The sequence below is a fragment of the Rhodococcus sp. DN22 genome (genome assembly GCF_036669995.1).
Lineage (GTDB): Bacteria > Actinomycetota > Actinomycetes > Mycobacteriales > Mycobacteriaceae > Rhodococcus_F > Rhodococcus_F erythropolis.
Genome location: NZ_CP133326.1, coordinates 373,538 through 390,200, shown reverse-complemented (window position 1 = coordinate 390,200; position 16,663 = coordinate 373,538). Strand labels below are relative to the sequence as shown.

The 16,663-nt window shown below is 61.1% G+C and carries 17 protein-coding genes; 3 read left to right on the top strand and 14 right to left on the bottom strand.

From position 1 onward, the window contains the following. Positions 1–65 precede the first annotated feature (65 nt). Both RA302_RS01805 and RA302_RS01800 read right to left on the bottom strand, forming a co-directional pair. On the bottom strand, positions 66–2,420 hold the full coding sequence (locus tag RA302_RS01805) for an MMPL family transporter (RefSeq protein WP_166501672.1): 2,355 nt from the start codon (positions 2,418–2,420) through the stop codon (positions 66–68). 71 nt (positions 2,421–2,491) lie between these two features. Then, positions 2,492–3,109, bottom strand: coding sequence for a TetR/AcrR family transcriptional regulator (locus RA302_RS01800; protein WP_166501671.1), 618 nt, complete (start codon positions 3,107–3,109; stop codon positions 2,492–2,494). A gap of 250 nt (positions 3,110–3,359) precedes the next feature. Here RA302_RS01800 and RA302_RS01795 point away from each other — a divergent pair, with 250 nt between their 5' ends. Next, positions 3,360–4,469, top strand: a complete 1,110-nt coding sequence (locus tag RA302_RS01795) for a GGDEF domain-containing protein (protein WP_084325002.1) — start codon at positions 3,360–3,362, stop codon at positions 4,467–4,469. Between the two features lie 12 nt (positions 4,470–4,481). On the opposite strand, the gene RA302_RS01790 is transcribed toward RA302_RS01795, so the two are convergent. Continuing rightward, the gene (locus tag RA302_RS01790) at positions 4,482–4,937 is read right to left on the bottom strand and encodes an Rrf2 family transcriptional regulator (RefSeq protein WP_046377779.1); all 456 of its coding nucleotides are present in this window, start codon (positions 4,935–4,937) and stop codon (positions 4,482–4,484) included. Between the two features lie 129 nt (positions 4,938–5,066). Between RA302_RS01790 and RA302_RS01785 the strand changes: the two genes are divergently transcribed. Continuing rightward, positions 5,067–6,008: a sterol desaturase family protein gene (locus RA302_RS01785; RefSeq protein ID WP_020905867.1), complete on the top strand. Its 942-nt coding sequence runs from the start codon at positions 5,067–5,069 to the stop codon at positions 6,006–6,008. Here the strand turns inward: RA302_RS01785 and RA302_RS01780 are convergent. The 3 genes from RA302_RS01780 to RA302_RS01770 all read right to left on the bottom strand — a co-directional run bounded on the left by RA302_RS01780 (position 5,974) and on the right by RA302_RS01770 (position 7,470). Next, positions 5,974–6,312 (bottom strand): DUF202 domain-containing protein, encoded by a 339-nt coding sequence (locus RA302_RS01780; protein WP_041814532.1) that lies wholly within the window; start codon positions 6,310–6,312, stop codon positions 5,974–5,976. The genes RA302_RS01785 and RA302_RS01780 overlap by 35 nt on opposite strands. Beyond that, complete coding sequence (locus RA302_RS01775; RefSeq protein WP_029537421.1) at positions 6,313–6,663, bottom strand: DUF202 domain-containing protein; 351 nt, start codon at positions 6,661–6,663, stop codon at positions 6,313–6,315. It abuts the gene before it with no gap. Positions 6,664–6,786: 123 nt separating this feature from the next. Then, positions 6,787–7,470, bottom strand: coding sequence for a YceI family protein (locus tag RA302_RS01770; protein WP_166501670.1), 684 nt, complete (start codon positions 7,468–7,470; stop codon positions 6,787–6,789). 245 nt (positions 7,471–7,715) lie between these two features. Here RA302_RS01770 and RA302_RS01765 point away from each other — a divergent pair, with 245 nt between their 5' ends. Continuing rightward, positions 7,716–7,889 (top strand): hypothetical protein, encoded by a 174-nt coding sequence (locus tag RA302_RS01765; RefSeq protein WP_166501669.1) that lies wholly within the window; start codon positions 7,716–7,718, stop codon positions 7,887–7,889. 50 nt (positions 7,890–7,939) lie between these two features. Here the strand turns inward: RA302_RS01765 and RA302_RS01760 are convergent, their stop codons facing one another. The 8 genes from RA302_RS01760 to RA302_RS01725 form a co-directional block, all read right to left on the bottom strand. Then, complete coding sequence (locus RA302_RS01760; protein ID WP_084325001.1) at positions 7,940–9,508, bottom strand: AMP-binding protein; 1,569 nt, start codon at positions 9,506–9,508, stop codon at positions 7,940–7,942. A 165-nt stretch (positions 9,509–9,673) separates the two neighbouring features. Then, a complete protein-coding gene (locus RA302_RS01755; protein ID WP_024488212.1) occupies positions 9,674–11,107 on the bottom strand; it encodes an aldehyde dehydrogenase family protein in 1,434 nt (477 codons plus the stop codon). An 18-nt stretch (positions 11,108–11,125) separates the two neighbouring features. Beyond that, positions 11,126–12,229 (bottom strand): NAD(P)-dependent alcohol dehydrogenase, encoded by a 1,104-nt coding sequence (locus RA302_RS01750; protein ID WP_046377778.1) that lies wholly within the window; start codon positions 12,227–12,229, stop codon positions 11,126–11,128. Further along, a complete protein-coding gene (locus tag RA302_RS01745) occupies positions 12,226–13,470 on the bottom strand; it encodes an FAD-dependent oxidoreductase (RefSeq protein WP_084324998.1) in 1,245 nt (414 codons plus the stop codon). The genes RA302_RS01750 and RA302_RS01745 overlap by 4 nt, the downstream gene beginning before the upstream one ends. After that, positions 13,467–13,661, bottom strand: a complete 195-nt coding sequence (locus RA302_RS01740) for a ferredoxin (RefSeq protein WP_024488251.1) — start codon at positions 13,659–13,661, stop codon at positions 13,467–13,469. The genes RA302_RS01745 and RA302_RS01740 overlap by 4 nt, the downstream gene beginning before the upstream one ends. Positions 13,662–13,691: 30 nt before the next feature. Next, the gene (locus tag RA302_RS01735; RefSeq protein WP_166501666.1) at positions 13,692–14,975 is read right to left on the bottom strand and encodes a cytochrome P450; all 1,284 of its coding nucleotides are present in this window, start codon (positions 14,973–14,975) and stop codon (positions 13,692–13,694) included. A gap of 94 nt (positions 14,976–15,069) precedes the next feature. Continuing rightward, complete coding sequence (locus RA302_RS01730) at positions 15,070–16,242, bottom strand: thiolase (RefSeq protein WP_084324996.1); 1,173 nt, start codon at positions 16,240–16,242, stop codon at positions 15,070–15,072. Next, positions 16,239–16,652 carry an OB-fold domain-containing protein gene (locus tag RA302_RS01725; protein WP_042950388.1) on the bottom strand — a complete coding sequence of 138 codons (414 nt, stop codon included), beginning with the start codon at positions 16,650–16,652 and terminating at the stop codon, positions 16,239–16,241. Before RA302_RS01725 ends, RA302_RS01730 begins: the two co-directional genes overlap by 4 nt. Positions 16,653–16,663 lie beyond the last annotated feature (11 nt).

Here is a 16,663-nt window from a genome sequence, read left to right as displayed (position 1 = left end):
GATACACAAAAACAGCTGTGCGCCTTTATTAACCGCGGGGGGTTAATAAAGGCGCACAGCAGAGATCAAGCAGATGCGGACTGCAACTCCGCTTCCTTCTCGTCACGGAGGGCCTTGCTGAGCTTCTCACCCTCGATGTCGACGTTCGGCAGAATCTTGTCCAGCCACTTCGGCAACCACCACGCCTTGTCGCCGAGCAGTGCCATGACGGACGGGATGATGACCATGCGCACGATGAAGGCGTCGAAGAACACCGCCGCGGCGAGCGCGAATCCGATCGACTTGATGAACGAGTTCGGTTCTGCGATGAAGGCACCGAACACGGAGATCATGATGACCGCGGCCGCACTGACCACGCGGGCACCGTGGTTGAAGCCGATTGTCACGGCCTCCTTCGCGCTCGCACCGTGGACGTACTCCTCACGCATACGCGTCACGAGGAACACCTGGTAGTCCATCGCCAACCCGAACACCACGCCGATCAGGAAGATCGGCATGAAACTCACGAGCGGTTGCGGGTTCGAGATGATGCCCAACCAACCGTGCTGGAAGATCGCCACCGTCGCACCGAATGTCGCGAGCACGCTGAGCAGGAAGCCGAGCGTCGCGGTCAGCGGAACCAGGATCGAGCGGAACACCAAGAGCAACAAGATGAATGCAAGGCCGACCACCACGGCAAGGTAGGGCACCAATGCATCCTTCAGCGTGTCCGAGACGTCGCCTTCGAGTGCGGTCTGACCGGTGATGCCGTAGCTGACGCCGATCGAATCGTTGAGCCCGCCTTCTGCTCCGCGGAGGCTGCCCACCAGATCCATCGTGGCCGGATCGGTCGGTCCGCTCTTCGGAGTGATCAGTACCTGCGCGGTGTCGCCGGCTTCGTTGACCCTCACGACCTGTGCGTTCTGGACGTCACCGAAGCTCGAGATGGTCGAGACGACCTCCGCAAAGGCCTCCCCGGCGGGGACGCTGGCGTCCTTGGCGTCGACAACGGCGATCAGCGGTCCGTTGCGGCCGTCACCGAAGCCCTCGTCGATCAGGTCGTACGCCTGACGCGCACTTGTCGCCGGGTCACCGGTGGCCTCCGACGGCAATGCCAGACTCAATCCCGTTGCGGGCAGAGCCAATGCGCCCAGAAGAACTACTCCACCGATCAGCGGCACGAGCGGACGACGAACGACGGCGGTGATGAAGCGCAGAGCCAACTTCGGCTTGCCCGAATCATCGTTTTCGGACTCCTCCGCACGCTTGCTGAGGAAGGGAATCTTGCCGGCAAAAGCCTTGCGCCCGAACATACCCAGGATCGCGGGCAGCAAGGTCAATGCGATCAGGACCGCGATCAGCACCGTGAAGGCCGCTGCCGCACCCATGTCCGAGAGGAACGGGATACCGACGACACGCAAGGCAACGAGCGCGATGATGACTGTCAAACCGGCGAATACCACTGCGGAACCGGCGGTTCCGACGGCGCGACCTGCTGCTTCGGCACGGTTGTCGGTGAGGGTGAGCTCATGCCTGAACCTGGACATGATGAACAGCGAGTAGTCGATCGCCACGGCCAGACCGATCATGATCGCCAGCGTCGGAGTCATCGAACTGAGATCCATGAAGCCGGTGGCGACGGTGATTCCGAGGCTGCCGATAGCGATACCGATGATCGCGGTCAGCAGCGGAAGCCCCGCGGCCACAAGCGAACCGAACGTGATGGCCAGAACGACAGCGGCAACGGCGATACCGATCAGCTCGGTGACACCACCGGGCATCTCCGCTTCCTGAGCAGCAGAACCACTGACCTGGACGTTGAGTCCCTCGGCCCGACCGACATCGGCTGCGGAGTTGATCGAATCACGCAACGCCTGGTCGAGATCGGCGAAGTCACCGCTGAACGGAACCTCGACGTACCCGACCGTGCCGTCGGCACTGAGCGGCGACAACGCGCGCGCGTCGTCCACGGCCTGCGTCTCGGAAGTTCCAGCCGCAGCAGCCTTTTCCTTGAACATCGCAACCATGGAGTCGTTGCCGGTAACCGGATTGACCAACGCCTTCGCGGCCTGTTCCGCAGTGGCAGTCGCCGGGTCCACCTTGGCGGAGTCGGCAACCTTGTCGATGCCACGAATACTCGCGAGCATGTCGTCCATGGCCTTGACGTTCGCCGGATCGGCCAGCGTCGTGCCCGCCGGAGCTTGCACTACGTATCGCGCGCTCAGCGAATCCATCGGGTTGGGCGCGTCGGGAAAACGCTCCGCCATCAGGTCTTGCGCCTGCTGTGCCGGGGTTCCCGGAATGGAGAACGAATCCTTGGTGGGGCCGGACAGAGTGGCAGCCCCGACGCCCATCAGGACCAGGATTATCAGCCAAACGCTGAGGACCGCGCCTTTTCGCCGGTAGGCGAACTTGCCGATCCGATAAAGATAGGTGGCCACGACGGGCTCCTTGCTGTTTCGGTGCGTGTACGTGGACAGGTATTACGTGTGGGGCTCAGAGACGGGCCATCTCAGGGACGCGACATCTCAGGGGCGGGCAATCCGGCACGAATCTGCCGAAAAGCGTCGTGGACCAACTCCTCCGGACTGGAAGCCTCCGACTTTCCGCCAGTCCAGACGTCGATCACCGATTTGCAGGCGCCGGCCACAACCCCGAGAAGAAGGGTTGGATACAGGTCCCGTTCGGCGTCCGTGCCGGTACGTTCGGCCAATGCCCGAGTGACTGCACGGTTTATTCGCTGGTGCATGTCTGCCGCATCCCGATAGAGAGCAGGACTCGAGTCCGACAACATCCAGATGTTTACTTTTTCTTCCGCACCCGGGCCCGAATCGCTCACGATTTCGACCACAAGGTTCTCGAGCACGTCGAGAATCGGTTCGTCCGCGGGCCGCGACGCAAGCGCCTCGATCCACGAGGCGATCGACTCCTCGAAGCTGGCGAGGACTGCCTCCTCCTTGCTGGAAAAGTAATTGTGAAAGGTCCTCGTCGACACTCCGGCCTCCGAGGCGATTGCATCAGCGGTGACGCATTCGATCCCCAGCGCACGAGCGAGCCGTGCTGCCGCGCCACTGAGTGCGGCACGGGTTGCTGCCTTCTTGCGGTCGCGAAGGCCTTGTTCGATGATCACCCCAACACGGTACCGAACTTGCAGACCTCTGCAACTTTGCAGAGGTCTGCAAAGTTGTGCGATCGAACACACAGCGCGGAAACTCGAGGCGTGTCTCACACGCACGCACGGCAAATGCCTGAACAGGGCGACAGAGAGCGTCGCGAGCAGCTCCACCGCGTGAGACCCCCTGCCAAGTTGACGCGTGAATCAACATGGCCTGACATACTTTGCGGTGAATTAACCGCAATTTGCTCGGCGAAGGAATTTGATGGACCCGCTCCTGCACACCTGGCCGGTTTCGTCCACGGTGATGCTGTGGGGATCGAAGTCCGGACGAGGCTCCGTTCTACGTCTCGTCCGCCTCACCATCGGATTCTGCTCACTCAATTTCTCGATCGTGGCGTTCCTGTTTCTCCTCAGCGGAGAGGGCCCGGACGGACCGTTTGCGCGCAGTTGGCTCGTCGGCATTGCGACCGTCAACCTGATCCCCACGATTCTCTGGTTCGTCGGCCGAATCAGAGGTTCGCGCATGCTCAAGCTCTACGGACTGTGGGCGGATCTCGGAACTGCCTCGATTCTCATCACCTTCACCAGCCATAACGCCGCCCTTTTCGGCGCGGCACTCTTTGTCGCCACCGGCGCCTACTTCACCTATTTTCTCGATTACCGCTGGTTGGCCTTCCATCTCGCCTTTGCCACGACATTTGTCATCGCCCTGACGGTGCTCGGCCTGACGAACGGCGACTACTCGACAACCAGCGTGATTGCACGCACGGACGTCGTACTGTGTGCCGTGATCTTCATTCCGGCCACGATTCAGTTCACTTGGCGGCAATTACTCGCGCGCGCAACGGGATCCAAAGTGGATGCACTTACCGGCCTGCTGAACCGACGAGGACTGTGGGACATGTCGGAGCGTATCTGGTCGGTCGCGTCGGCAAATCGTGCCGACATTGCTGTTGCCGTCGTCGACATCGACAAGTTCAAGGCGGTGAACGACACCTTCGGTCACGAAGTCGGTGACGCCGTCATCATCCGGACCGGAATGCGCCTGCAGGCGCATGTGAACGGTTTCGGCTACGCCGCGCGCACCGGCGGCGAGGAGTTCACCGTTGTGATGATCGGTACCCCGTACGGACTTCGCAAAAGAATCGCGACACTGCCCAAAGCCGTCGTGAACGCTTCCGACGACCCATTGGCCACCGTCAGCGTCGGAGCAGCGACGCTACCTTTCATCCCGCATCAGGAAGAGTTCGACTACAACGAGTTCTCCCGAGCAATCGTTGCGGCCGATCATCTGATGTACGACGCAAAATCCGCGGGAGGCAACACCGCGAACACTGCTCCTATGACTGTTCCGCGTCGACGGGCACACTGAAACCGGGCTGTATCAGCGCCGATTCCACGCCTCGGGATCTGCCGTCAGTTCGTGAACGAACTCGGGCAATTCTCCACCTGCAACATCGGTGAGTGTGACATTTTCGAGCACAGCACGGAGGTTGACGCGCACTGCAATCCACACCTCCTTGAGGGGCGTCGCCGGCCCCCCGTAGTCGACGTCTTCCGGTCGCTGACCTCGAATCGAAGCAAGCGGGCCTTCGACGGCTCGTATGACGTCTGCAATCGTGATCTCGTCCGCGGACCGAGCGAGCCAGTATCCCCCGTCCGGGCCTCGACGGCTGTTGACCAAGCCGCCGCGCCGCAGGTCCGAGAGCACCGCTTCCAGGAACTTGTGGGGTATGACCTGGGATTTGGCGAGAAACTCGGCCTTGGCCGGGTCAGGACCTACTGCCGCGAGCTCGACCAGAGTCCGCACGGCGTAGTCCACCTTCGCGGTGATATGCACCGGCAATTCCTACCATCCTTCTATGAATAGTCGCAACAAACCCTGCAAGATCTTCGCAGCAAAGGGTTCCCTGACGTTACATTTTGATGCATGATGTAACGATCGAAGCTAGAGAACAGGACAAATCGCGTGTGGGAAACCCTTCTCGAATCATGGAAGTCACTTCTCGAACCGCTCCATGATCCAGTCACGCTCGCAATTCCCGCGTTTGTCATCTTCCTGGCAATCGAATGGTTCGCGGCCCGCGCTCTCGAGGATCATCCCGACGACGCCGACGGACGCGCACGGCCCGCGGAAGGCGGCTATCGAAGCGTCGACGCCAGAACCAGCGTTCTGCTCGGACTCGTGTCGATCGCAACCAGCACCTTCTGGAAAGTGCTGGCGCTGATCGGCTATTCCGCAATCTGGGTGTACCTCGCTCCGTGGCACCTCTCGCCGACGGCCTGGTACACCTGGGTGATCCTGCTGCTCGGAATCGACGTCCTCTATTACGCGTATCACCGCATCGCGCACCGAGTGCGAGTCATCTGGGCCACACACCAGGCTCACCATTCGAGTGAGTACTTCAACTTCAGCACCGCACTGAGGCAGAAGTGGAACAACAGCGGTGAGATCATCATGTGGTTGCCGTTGCCGTTCCTCGGGATTCCGCCGTGGATGGTGTTCGTCGGCTTCTCCGTCAGCCTCGTCTACCAGTTCTTCGTCCACACCGAACGTGTCGGAAAACTTTGGCGGCCCATCGAATTCATCTTCAACACGCCGTCGCACCATCGCGTCCACCACGGCTCCGACGCCGAGTACCTCGACCGCAACTACGCCGGAATCCTCATCATCTGGGACCGGATGTTCGGGACCTTCGCAGCCGAAACCCACCGGCCCACCTACGGACTCACGACGCCGGTCGGAACGTACAACATCTGGAAGCTCCAAACACGCGAATACGCTGCCATCGCTCGCGACTGGAAAGCGTCGAAGTCGTGGCGCCAGCGCGCAGGCTACGTGTTCGGCCCACCCGGCTGGGCACCGAAAGCCGAGGTCACGTCAGCAGAATCCACAGCCCCGTCGCACTGAGTAGGAGCAGGGCGACCGCGAGAGCAGCACCCATACCCAAAGCAGGCGTTGCCTTTTCGGCTGAGAACTGGGCCAACCGCCTGGGCCGCGACCGACGTTCGTAGACCGTCACCGCGACGACAAGCACGGCAGCGAGGGACGGGCCGATCAGTGCTACCGAACCGAACGGCGGCAACCATCTCAAACAGGCGGCAGACAAGCCGAGGATCGACAGACTCGTCCGCACGAACGAGAGCGATGTGCGCTCGGACTGCAAGCCCTTGTCCGGAGGCTTGACACCTTCCGACGGTTCCAGCGCGGTCAATCAGTTCACGACCTCGACCACCAGGACGGTCGCGCAGATCACCAGCACGATGCCGACCACCGGCGCCATGAGCGGCACTGGCAACGAGCGCTCAGCACGCAGCGCTCGCTCGGCACTGATCCAGTGGACAAAAGAAGTGATGGCGATCAGAGCGCCGCCGACGAGCAACAACGCGGCCAAGCCGGCACGAACCGTCGGGTTGAGAATGTCGCCGCCGAACGCTTCGAGCCCGACGCCCGATGCGACAAAGGCCGTCGCCGTGCGGATCCAGGCCAGATACGTCCGCTCATTGGCGAGAGTGAACCGTGGATCGGGGTCTTCACCCGTTCGGAACGGTCTCCACCGGGGCATCACCTGTTCATTCCGTCCGGGCAGAAATCGCGCACTGCCTTCGGAACGGACAACGAGAAAGGAAGGTCATGTCCTTAATCTTCCCTGCCCGCCCCCAAGCAGCGCGAATCGGGTGGACGTAATTCAGCCCGCGGCGAGTGAGACGAGGAAGTCCACCGAGCCACTGCCGTCGACGGTGACAAAACCGAGGGACGGGGGTTCAACTCCGAAATCGGTCCAGGTAACTGGAATCGAGCCCGATGCAATCAGCGAATCACCCGAATGCAGCACGGTCATGTCGACCGACACCGGCTTGGACTGACCTTTGAGAGTCAAGGTGCCAGACACCGTGACCGTCGCAGTTGTGCCATCTGTCGGTACAGCAGCCAAGTCCACCGGCGAGTCGATCGTGAACGTCGCCGTCGGATACGTGCTGGTATCCATCACATTGCCCGTGAACTGGCCGTCGCGCCGATCCGAGTCGGTCTTGATGCTTGCCACCTGCACCGTCACTTCGCCTGACGTGAGCTTTTCACCCTCGACAACCGCGTTTCCGCTCACTTCGCCGGTGGTTCCGACGACGGTCACACTCGATCCGTTGAGAATCTCGTGCACGGTGTATCCCGCTGCCGTCTGGTTGTCCCCCTGCCCGGCGACGACGGTCCACTGCCCGTCGATCGATCCGGACGCCGCTTCTGCACCCTGAGTGGATACCACGGCCGCCGGCGCATCGTCTTCAGCGATGAATTTCCCGTACGCCCACGGCCCCACAAGCAGGGCGAGTACGACCACAACTACTGCTCCGCCGATCCACCAGATCTTTTTCATGGGTTCGACGATAGTTGCAGCTTCAACGATTGTCAGGACTTACGACCTGGGAGAACCCTGCGAAAGCACTCCACGAAGGCCGAGAACGGGGCACACCCACAACCATTAGTAATCATTTGGTAAAGTGGATTTTGCATTCCGGCCCCCAGCCTGGAGTGCCTGGGCCGTGCGCATCGAATCATGCATCGATCCCGATGCGCACGGTCTGCCCGAAACACGAATCACATCGATCGAGGGAGCTCCCAATGGCGGACCTGACGCTCCTGACCGACGACGAGTTACATGAGCGTCGCGCAAGCCTCCGTCAATCACTCACTACCGCAGCGAGTTTGGTGCCGACACCGTCGACGGCCTTCTTCGAGAAGTTGAAGCAGGACATCGATGCTGCTGCGGCAGAGTGGATCGCTCGCCGCTCCTGAACCGGCACGGGCATCGGCACCGGCACCGGCACCGGCAACAAATGCCTGTCCTACTGACCGTTGGCGAGTTCTCGCAACTTCTGGCGCGACACCTTGCCTGCCGCCGATCGCGGAAAGTCCTGGGTGAAGATGTATTCGCGCGGTCGCTTGAAGCCGGCGATCTGCTCACGTACGTGCTGGTCCAGCTTTGCGCGAAGGTCTTCGTCGCTGTCGCTGATGAATCCGGACGCCAATTGGACGACCGCCACAACTCGTTGGCCCCACTCAGGGTCGGCGATGCCGATGACTCCGACATCGGCAACGCCGGGGTGTTCGAGCAGTGCGCCCTCCACCTCGGCGGGATACACGTTCACGCCGCCGGTGAGAATCAGGTCTACGCGACGATCCAATATGTACAGGTAGCCGTCGTCGTCGAAACGCCCCACATCCCCCGACGTAGTGAATTCGCCCCACTGCGCAGCAGCGGTCTTCTCCGGATCTCCCAAGTATTCGAATGGGCTGGTCTTGAAATAGATAGTGCCCTCTTCACCGGGAGGAGCCTGCTCGCCGTCCAGCCCGCGGAGCATTACAGCGCTCGGATCCGGACGCCCGACAGTGCCCGGATGTTCGAGCCACTCGGCGGTGGAGCACACGCACACGAGCCCCTCGGTGGAGCCGAGATATTCGACCAGAACCGGACCGAACCAACCGATCATGGCGCGCTTGGTTGCCGGAGGACACGGAGCCCCGGCATGAAAAAGAACATCGACACTCGAGATATCACAGCTGTCACGAACGCCTGCCGGTAAATCGAGAAGCCGCTGAAAATGCGTGGGAACCATATGGGAGGAAGTAATGGCTTTGTCGCTGATCGTTCGAAGCACCGTTTCGGCATCGAAGCCAGGCAAGACGTACAGCGTGTGCCCAGCATGCAACAGAGACAGTGAAACACCGCCCGGCGCAGCGTGATACACGGGCGAGCACACCAAATGCCGTCCAGGTCCATGGGGTATTCCCACGTTCCCGAAGAACGGACCGGTCGCCTGGAGCGGGCTCTCGGGCGTTGCATCGATCATCGGGCGGCGGACGCCCTTAGGTCGGCCAGTTGTGCCGGAGGTGTACATCATCGCCGAGCCGAGCGAGCGGGTGGCGGGAGTTTCGTCGGCGAAGAGGGTGAAGGCTTCGTAGCTGGACCAGTCGGCCGGCGCGCTACCGATAACCACGCGGTGCGGAACTGCGTCCTCTATCCGGCCGACAACCTTGTCGGCGAGCTCTGCGTGAACAATAAGGACGGACGCGTCGCAATCGCGCACGATGTACTCGACTTCAGGTCCCGCCAGATGAGTATTGATCGGAACGAAATACAAACCACTCTGCGTGCATGCCAGAGTAATTTCGTAGAACTCGGTACCGTTCAACAGTAGACCCGCGACGACATCGCCTCTGGTCAACCCCAGATCGGCGAACTTGTTGCTGAGCTGGTTGGCCTTGCTGACAAGCTCACCGAAAGTTGTTGTCTCGCCTTCCATAACGATCGCGGGCCGACTGGGATCACGTTGGCCCAGAAGCCAGGCGCCAGGCATTGCTATGCCCGTCGGCTGTTGGCGATCCTCGCGCTCGCTGTTGACCACGGTAGACATGAATGTCCTCTTTCCTGGAGGGATATCGGTGACTATTGCGAAGTGTTCGTAATTTTTTCGGACGTGTGCGTTTGCCCACGCATTCCAAGTACCACTGGAAATCCGATGGCAACCAATGTCCAGCACTCTGTGGACATTGGTTGCCAAAGGTCGACCGCATAGCGGCTAGTGGCGCGACGGCCCCGTGATCACCTGCAGTTCGGTGAAGCTGTGAAGACCCCAAGGACCGTTTTCCACTCCGATGCCACTGGACTTGTGACCGCCGAACGGGAGATGCGGTAGGACACCCCTGCCGTGTCCGTTGATCGAGACCTGTCCGGCGTCGATCTGAGGAGCGAGCCTTGCGGCGTGTTCGGCGTCGCCCGACCACACGGACGCGGTAAGTCCGTACTCTCCGCGGTTGGCGCGGACGATGACGTCGGCCTCGTCTCGGAACGAGACGATGGGAAGCGCCGGACCGAACTGCTCTTCGTCGACGATGCGCATACCGTCGTCGACCTGGTCGAGGATGGTCGGCTGATGAAAGTAACCCTTGCGGTCGATTGGTCCACCGCCGGCGGCGGCCCTCGCACCGTTGTTCAACGCATCCGCAACCAAGCTCTTGACCAGATCGAATTGCGGCTTGTTGTTGATGGGCCCGAGCACCGTTCCGTCGACAGTGCCCTCGTCGACCTTGACGGATTTGGCAATTTCACTGAGGGCCTCGACCAGTTGAGGCTGAATACTTTCGTGTGCGTACACGCGCTTGACGGCCAGACAGATCTGCCCGTTGTTGTTGAATGCACTTTGGAACAGGCTGGGTGCGATCTTCTCGACGTCCACGTCTCCGAGAATGACGGCGGGATCGTTTCCGCCGAGTTCCAGAGTGATGCGCTTGAGGCCGTCTGCAGCCCCGAGAGCGACCTTTCGCCCGACCGAGGTCGAACCGGTGAAGCTGACTTTGCGCGGAACTGGGTGCGAAACCATGGTTGCGCCAAGCGGATCCGGCCCGGTGACCACGTTGAGTACACCATCCGGGAAGGTGCCACGAAGGACGTTGGCGAGCGCAAGCGTTGCCAGCGGTGTGTACGGAGAGGGCTTGACGACGATAGTGTTGCCCGCGCGCAGTGCCGGCGCGATCTTCCACATCGCAAGCGCGATCGGAAAGTTCCACGGGGTTATGGCACTGACGACCCCCATCGGTCGATGGGTGACCTCCTCGAAGCCCTCGGCATCGTCTCGGATGATTTCCCGAGGGATGTCGAGATCGGCGTAGTAGCGCAGCCACATCGCCGCGACGCCGAATTCCATTGCGGCATCGGTGAGCGGCTTGCCCTGCTCCATCGTCAGGATCGGGGCCAGTTCGCCGATCCGGCTCTCGATGACGTCTGCGGCTCGGCGCAATGAGTCACGCCGAAATTCGTCGTCGAACCGCCAAGATTCGTACGCGGTCGCAGCCGCGGCGAACACACCGTCGAGCTGATCCGGCGTGACGGACGGCGCCTGTGCGAATACCTCACCCGTCGCGGGATTGATCACCCCGAAGCTACCCGCGGTAGGGAGATCGCGTCCGTTCGATGTTGCTGCGGCAGACAAGAATAGCGAATCCGTTGAGGTCATTCTCGATCCATTTCGTGGTCAGTGGTGCGCCGGCGTCAGCACCGGCTTGATTGCCTTGCCGGAGAGCGAATCCTCCACGGCCTGGTTGATCTGATCGAGCGTGTAGGTCTGGACGAGCTTGTCGAATGGGAACCAACCGCGTTGCCACAGATCCACCAGCTGCGGGAGAAAGACCTGCGGGACCGAACTCCCTTCCAGCACATACGTCACTGACTTGCCTGCCAACAGAACCGGGTCGATGTCGAGCTTTCCGGAACCGCCGCCCACCAACACCGCCTTACCCGGGGTGTCGAGGATGCTGACAGCCGTTGTGATGACAGAGGTCACTGCGGTCGTTTCGAAGGAGAAGTCGAGTCCACGCCCGCCGTTCTTGATTGCCTCGACCAGATCCGGTGCATCGCCGCGCACCGTTCGGGTAGCACCAACTTCTACAGCCGTTTCGAGCCGAGAGTCGACCAGGTCGACCACGACGATGTCACGGGCACCTGCAGCCTTGGCTGCCATCACTGCCGCAAGTCCGACACCACCGGCTCCGAAAACTGCAATACTTTGTCCAGCAGCCAGTTTCATTTCGTTGAGAACCGAACCAGCGCCCGTCTGCAAGCCGCAGCCGAGAGGACCGAGAAGCTCGAGCGGCAGCGCTTTGTCGACCACGACCACATTGCGTTCAGTTGCAATGGCGTGCGTGGCAAAGGACGACTGCCCGAACCACCGGTTCGCCACCGGGTTGCCATTCCGATCGAGTGCACCGGTACTGAGATCCGCGCGGCGCCCCGTGAGGTTTCGAGACATGAATTCGTCGCAGTAGGAAGGGCTTCCGGCAAGGCAGTTGCGGCAGCGTCCGCAGGATTCGAAACTCATCAGCACGTGGTCGCCGACTTCGACGCCTCTGACCGCGCTGCCGACCGCTTCGACGACGCCGGAACCTTCGTGGCCGAGAATGATCGGCCCGGTCTGCGCCAGGAAATTGGGATCCCGTAGCAGAAGGTCGGTGTGACACAACCCGGCGCCGACCACCTTGACGAGAAGTTCGTCCGACTCCAGCGGCCCGAGCTCCACTTCCTCGAGTTCGAACTTGCCGTCGCTGTCACGCAGAACGGCGGCTATTGCGGTAGTGGTCATGATTTCTTCTCCGTGGGATTAACGAGCTCGAGCGCATCTGCCCAGACGCCTTTACCTGCGATAATGCGACGCAGCTTCATGATCTTGCGTTGTTCGTTCAGGGTGGCAGCGCCGACCAGTCGATCGCCCGAGCGGTACAGCGCCACAAATTTGTCAGTGTCCGGATCACCGGAGGCAAAGACCACTTCATCGGCGACGGCCGTGCCGACGAACTGGATGCGGCTCTGATACCAGTCGCTCCAGAAATAGGGGACGGTCTCGTACGGCTTGGCATCCTCCGGCGCAACGGCATTGATCGCAGCCTGGTGCGCCTGATCGGCAGCATTGGTCCAGTTCTCGAGCCGCACCGATAGTCCGTCGAATGCGGGGTTGGGCCAGTGGACGACATCGCCCGCCGCATAGACGTCTTCAAGCGAGGTCTGAAGGAACTCGTTTGCCATCACTCCACCATCCACCGGGTGCAGTTCGATACCCGAATCTGCCAGCCACCCCGTCGCGGGAGACGCTCCCACGCCGACGACAACAAGCTCAGCCGGCAACGAAGTGCCGGTACTCAGCCGGACCGCCTCGACGTGAGTGGTGCCGATCAGCCCTTCGACCTGAACATTGCACAGGAGTGGAATTCCGTTGCGTTCGTGAAGCTTTGCGAGCGCCTGGCCAACGGTCTCGCCGACTGCACGGACGAGTGGGATGGGGGCGGCCTCGACGATCGTCACGTCTGCGCCGCGATCTCGGGCAGACGAGGCGAGCTCGGATCCGATGAATCCGGCGCCAACTATCACGAGTTTGATTCCAGGGCGGAGTCTTTCACGAAGGGCGAGTGCATCATCGAGAGTGCGAAGCCCGACAACGCCCTCCAGATCCGGCATGTCAGGAAGAGTGCGTGGTGACGCTCCTGTCGCAATGATCAACTTCTGGTACGGAAGCCAGTCGTTGTCACCAACACGCACGCGGTGCGATGCGGGGTCCAGTCCCGTGGCCGGCGCCCCGAGGCGAAGCTTCACATCGAGGGCGGCGAGCTCCTCGGCCGAAGTGTGATAGTCGGGCGCGGCGCCGTCTTTCAGGAACTGCTTGCTCAGGGGAGGCCGGTCGTAGGGAAGATGGAACTCGTCGCCGACCAGCGTGATCGGTCCCGCGAACCCCGCTTGACGGGCGGACTCCGCAGCCCGCAGACCGGCCAGTGACGCCCCGACGACAACCAGTCCGGCTCCATGATCGATATTCGTTGCGTTCACGATCATGTCTCGTCGAGGGTCAGGGCTTTGGCCGGACATGCACGAACAGCCTCCCGGGCGAGCTTCTCGTCACCGGCATCGACCAACTCCTTGTGGAGAATCAGTGAACCGTCGTCCGCAACCTCGAAGTAGTCCTCGGCCACCGATTCGCAGATTCCGATTCCTGTGCACCGCCCGCGATCGACAATGATTTTCATAGCGTCGTTCCTGTTCTTTGCTGGAGTTGGTTACACGCGTACCGGGAGGTGCTTGATCCCGTTGATGAAGTCGCTGAAGAGGTACACCGGCTCGCCTACCTCCATGGCAGGCAGTTTGGTGAGGATTTGTGAGTACAGTGCCCGCAGTTGGGCTTTGGCGACCATGTGGCCGAGGCAGTAGTGGACCCCGCCGCCGCCGAAGGAAACATGGTTGTTAGTGAAACTGCGCTGCAAATCGAATCGATGGGGATCCTCGAAGACGTCCTCATCCCGGTTTCCCGAGCCGTAGAACATGACGACCTTGTCGCCCCTTTTGAGCTGAGTTCCACCCAGTTCGAAGTCCTGAGTGGCCGTACGCGCGAAGTTCTGGACGGGCGAAGCGTGGCGAATGAACTCCTCGATCGACTGCGCGATGCGGCCGTCGAAGTCTTCCGTCAGCCATCGCTTCTGGTCCGGATTCTTGTGCAGTGACAAGGCGGTGTGGCTGGTGGTCTGTTTGGTGGTGTCATTGCCGGCGACGCTGAGCAGGACCATCGTTGAGGCGATTTCGAGCTCGGAGAGAGGTTTGCCGTCGAACTCGGCGTTTGCCAGCGCAGTCGCGATGTCGTCGGCCGGATTCTCACGACGGAAATTGACCAAGTCATTGCCGATCTCCGACAGTCTTTCCATCTGCTGCATGGCGTACTCGGCCGGTGTCAGATCCGCTGGGCATTCGTCCGGGTCACCTGCGTTGACGAAGTTGTCGCCCGCTTTGGCGAACTCTTCGACCAGACTCTCGGGGACGCCGACAAGATCGGCGACAGTGAGCATCGGCAACTTCGACGCGACTTCTTCGACAAAGTCGAACTCGCCCGCACCGACGACTCGGCCGACGATCTGCTCGGCGCGTTCTTCGATCTTCTCGCGTAGACGCTTGACGGCCTTCGGAGTGAACGCCGAGCTGATCACCTGGCGGTATCGGGTGTGGTAGGGCGGATCCATCACGAGGAAGGTTGGGGCACCGACCGTTTCGCGGTCGATTGGCGGGAACATTACACCCCGCGCCGAGTCCTGATCGGAGCTGAAGATTTCGTGATTCTGGCTCACGAAGGCGATATCGGCACTCTTGACGAGTGCCCAGAACCCTTTCTCGCTGTCGTCGGGTTTGAAATGCGGGCGTTCCATCGGCTTGTGCCAGCTCACCGGAGCATTCTCGCGCAGCCAGGCGAATGTCTTGTCCCGCTCGGCAAATGTCCGACCCCAGAACTCGACACTTGTGACATCGACGTTCGGGGCAGTCACCGGGTGGTCGGTGAATGGAAGTGAGGTGGTCATGCAGGTACCTTTCCGTGGCTCCTGGCGGTGATTTGTTCGGTCGACGAGGTTCCTGATCGTCGCAGGTGTTGCTTTCTGGGACAGAAGATTTCCCTCACGGACGCCGATTCGAGAGAACCAAACTGCCGGCGGCGCCGAAGAAGTATCCGACTCCCTGGACGAAGCTGATTTCGACTTCGGGAGCCTGCTCGCAGGCCTCCCCGCGTAGCTGACGGACCGCCTCCTGGATGGCGAACATTCCGTACATCCCGCTGTGTGTGTACGACATTCCACCGCCGTTGGTATTCATCGGAAGTCGGCCTCCCTTTGACGTATGTCCTTCGGCGACAAAGTCTCCCGATTCACCATGACCGACAAATCCGAGATCTTCGAGCATGTAGAGCGGAACGTGAGCGAAGGCGTCGTATGCCATCAGATGGTCGACATCGTCGCGGGTGATTCCCGCGGTGGCGAAGGCATCGGCGGCGGCATGACGGAATGCACGGAACGATCCAGGGTCCTGCATCTGCGAAACCAGTGGGCCTTCGGCAGATTCACCGGAACCGAGCAAATACACATGCCGATCAGATCCAGGCATGTCTGCCGCCCGTTCGGCACTGGTCAGGATCACGGCGCCGCCACCGTCGGTGAGCACACAGCACATGTCACGGGTGAACGGGTAGGCCACCGGTGGACCGGACAGCACTTCGTCGACCGACGTCGGCTTGCGACGGAAAGCTCGCGGGTTGTCGAGGGCCCAGTTGCGCTGCGCAACAACAACCTCAGCCAGGTGCTCGCGAGTCATTCCGCGATCATGCAGAAAGCGCAGCGCCGGAACGGTAAAAGTCGAGTACGGCATATTTGCGCCGTAGACAGCCTCGAACTGACCGGTCATGGAATCCAAAGGCGTCAAGTATGGTGGAGCGCCAACGCGGGACCGCCCGGACTCGCCATGCGTCACGAGCACAACGTCAGCGGCACCGGAAGCAATGGCGGCCGCGGCGTGACGCACATGAAGCATGAAACTGCATCCCCCAACGCCTGTTCCGTCCAGCCAATGAGGCGTGATACCCAGGTGGTGACTGACTTCCATCGGAAGCAAGCCGGTGGTAGCGACGCCGTCGATGTCCGCTGGCGTGAGGCCTGCGTCGGCCATTGCGTTGCGGGCGGCATTGGCGTGGAGATCGAGGATGGACATGCCTGGCAATACACCGATTTCCGTCGTCTCCGACGCACCGACGATCACCACGTTTCCGTTGTGCATGGATGTCACATGGCTTGTTGTCATCTGGCGGACTCCTGCAGCGGCGTGAACATAGGAAGTTTCATGTCTCCACGCTCGACGAACGTGACTTCGAGCTCGAGGTCGAGTGGGAGACTCCCAGGATCAGCAGCCACCCCGATCACGTTACTCATCAGGTAGGGGCCCTCGTCGAGTTCGACCAGTGCAACGATGATCGGCGTCGTGGGATCGAACGGGGGAATCGGTCGGTGGTTGATCACGTAGGACACCAGCCGAGCTCGACCACTGACAGAAGTCCACACCACGTCATCGGAATTGCAGAAGGGACAGAAGGGTCGCGGATAGAAGTAGTGCTGTGTGCATGACTCACATCGTTGGATTGTGAGCTCCCCGCGCTGCGCACCCTCCCAATAGGGAGCGGTCGCCGGGGTCGGCACCGGTACAGGCCCTGTCATCGACAGTCCTT

Coding starts and splice junctions, on each gene's coding strand:
- RA302_RS01765 (WP_166501669.1), top strand. CDS start 7,716: ATGGCGGACCTGACGCTCCTGACCGACGACGAGTTACATGAGCGTCGC.
- RA302_RS01745 (WP_084324998.1), bottom strand. CDS start 13,470: ATGATCGTGAACGCAACGAATATCGATCATGGAGCCGGACTGGTTGTC.
- RA302_RS01730 (WP_084324996.1), bottom strand. CDS start 16,242: ATGACAACAAGCCATGTGACATCCATGCACAACGGAAACGTGGTGATC.
- RA302_RS01775 (WP_029537421.1), bottom strand. CDS start 6,663: ATGCCCCGGTGGAGACCGTTCCGAACGGGTGAAGACCCCGATCCACGG.
- RA302_RS01755 (WP_024488212.1), bottom strand. CDS start 11,107: ATGACCTCAACGGATTCGCTATTCTTGTCTGCCGCAGCAACATCGAAC.
- RA302_RS01740 (WP_024488251.1), bottom strand. CDS start 13,661: ATGAAAATCATTGTCGATCGCGGGCGGTGCACAGGAATCGGAATCTGC.
- RA302_RS01770 (WP_166501670.1), bottom strand. CDS start 7,470: ATGAAAAAGATCTGGTGGATCGGCGGAGCAGTAGTTGTGGTCGTACTC.
- RA302_RS01725 (WP_042950388.1), bottom strand. CDS start 16,652: ATGACAGGGCCTGTACCGGTGCCGACCCCGGCGACCGCTCCCTATTGG.
- RA302_RS01750 (WP_046377778.1), bottom strand. CDS start 12,229: ATGACCACTACCGCAATAGCCGCCGTTCTGCGTGACAGCGACGGCAAG.
- RA302_RS01760 (WP_084325001.1), bottom strand. CDS start 9,508: ATGTCTACCGTGGTCAACAGCGAGCGCGAGGATCGCCAACAGCCGACG.
- RA302_RS01735 (WP_166501666.1), bottom strand. CDS start 14,975: ATGACCACCTCACTTCCATTCACCGACCACCCGGTGACTGCCCCGAAC.
- RA302_RS01795 (WP_084325002.1), top strand. CDS start 3,360: ATGGACCCGCTCCTGCACACCTGGCCGGTTTCGTCCACGGTGATGCTG.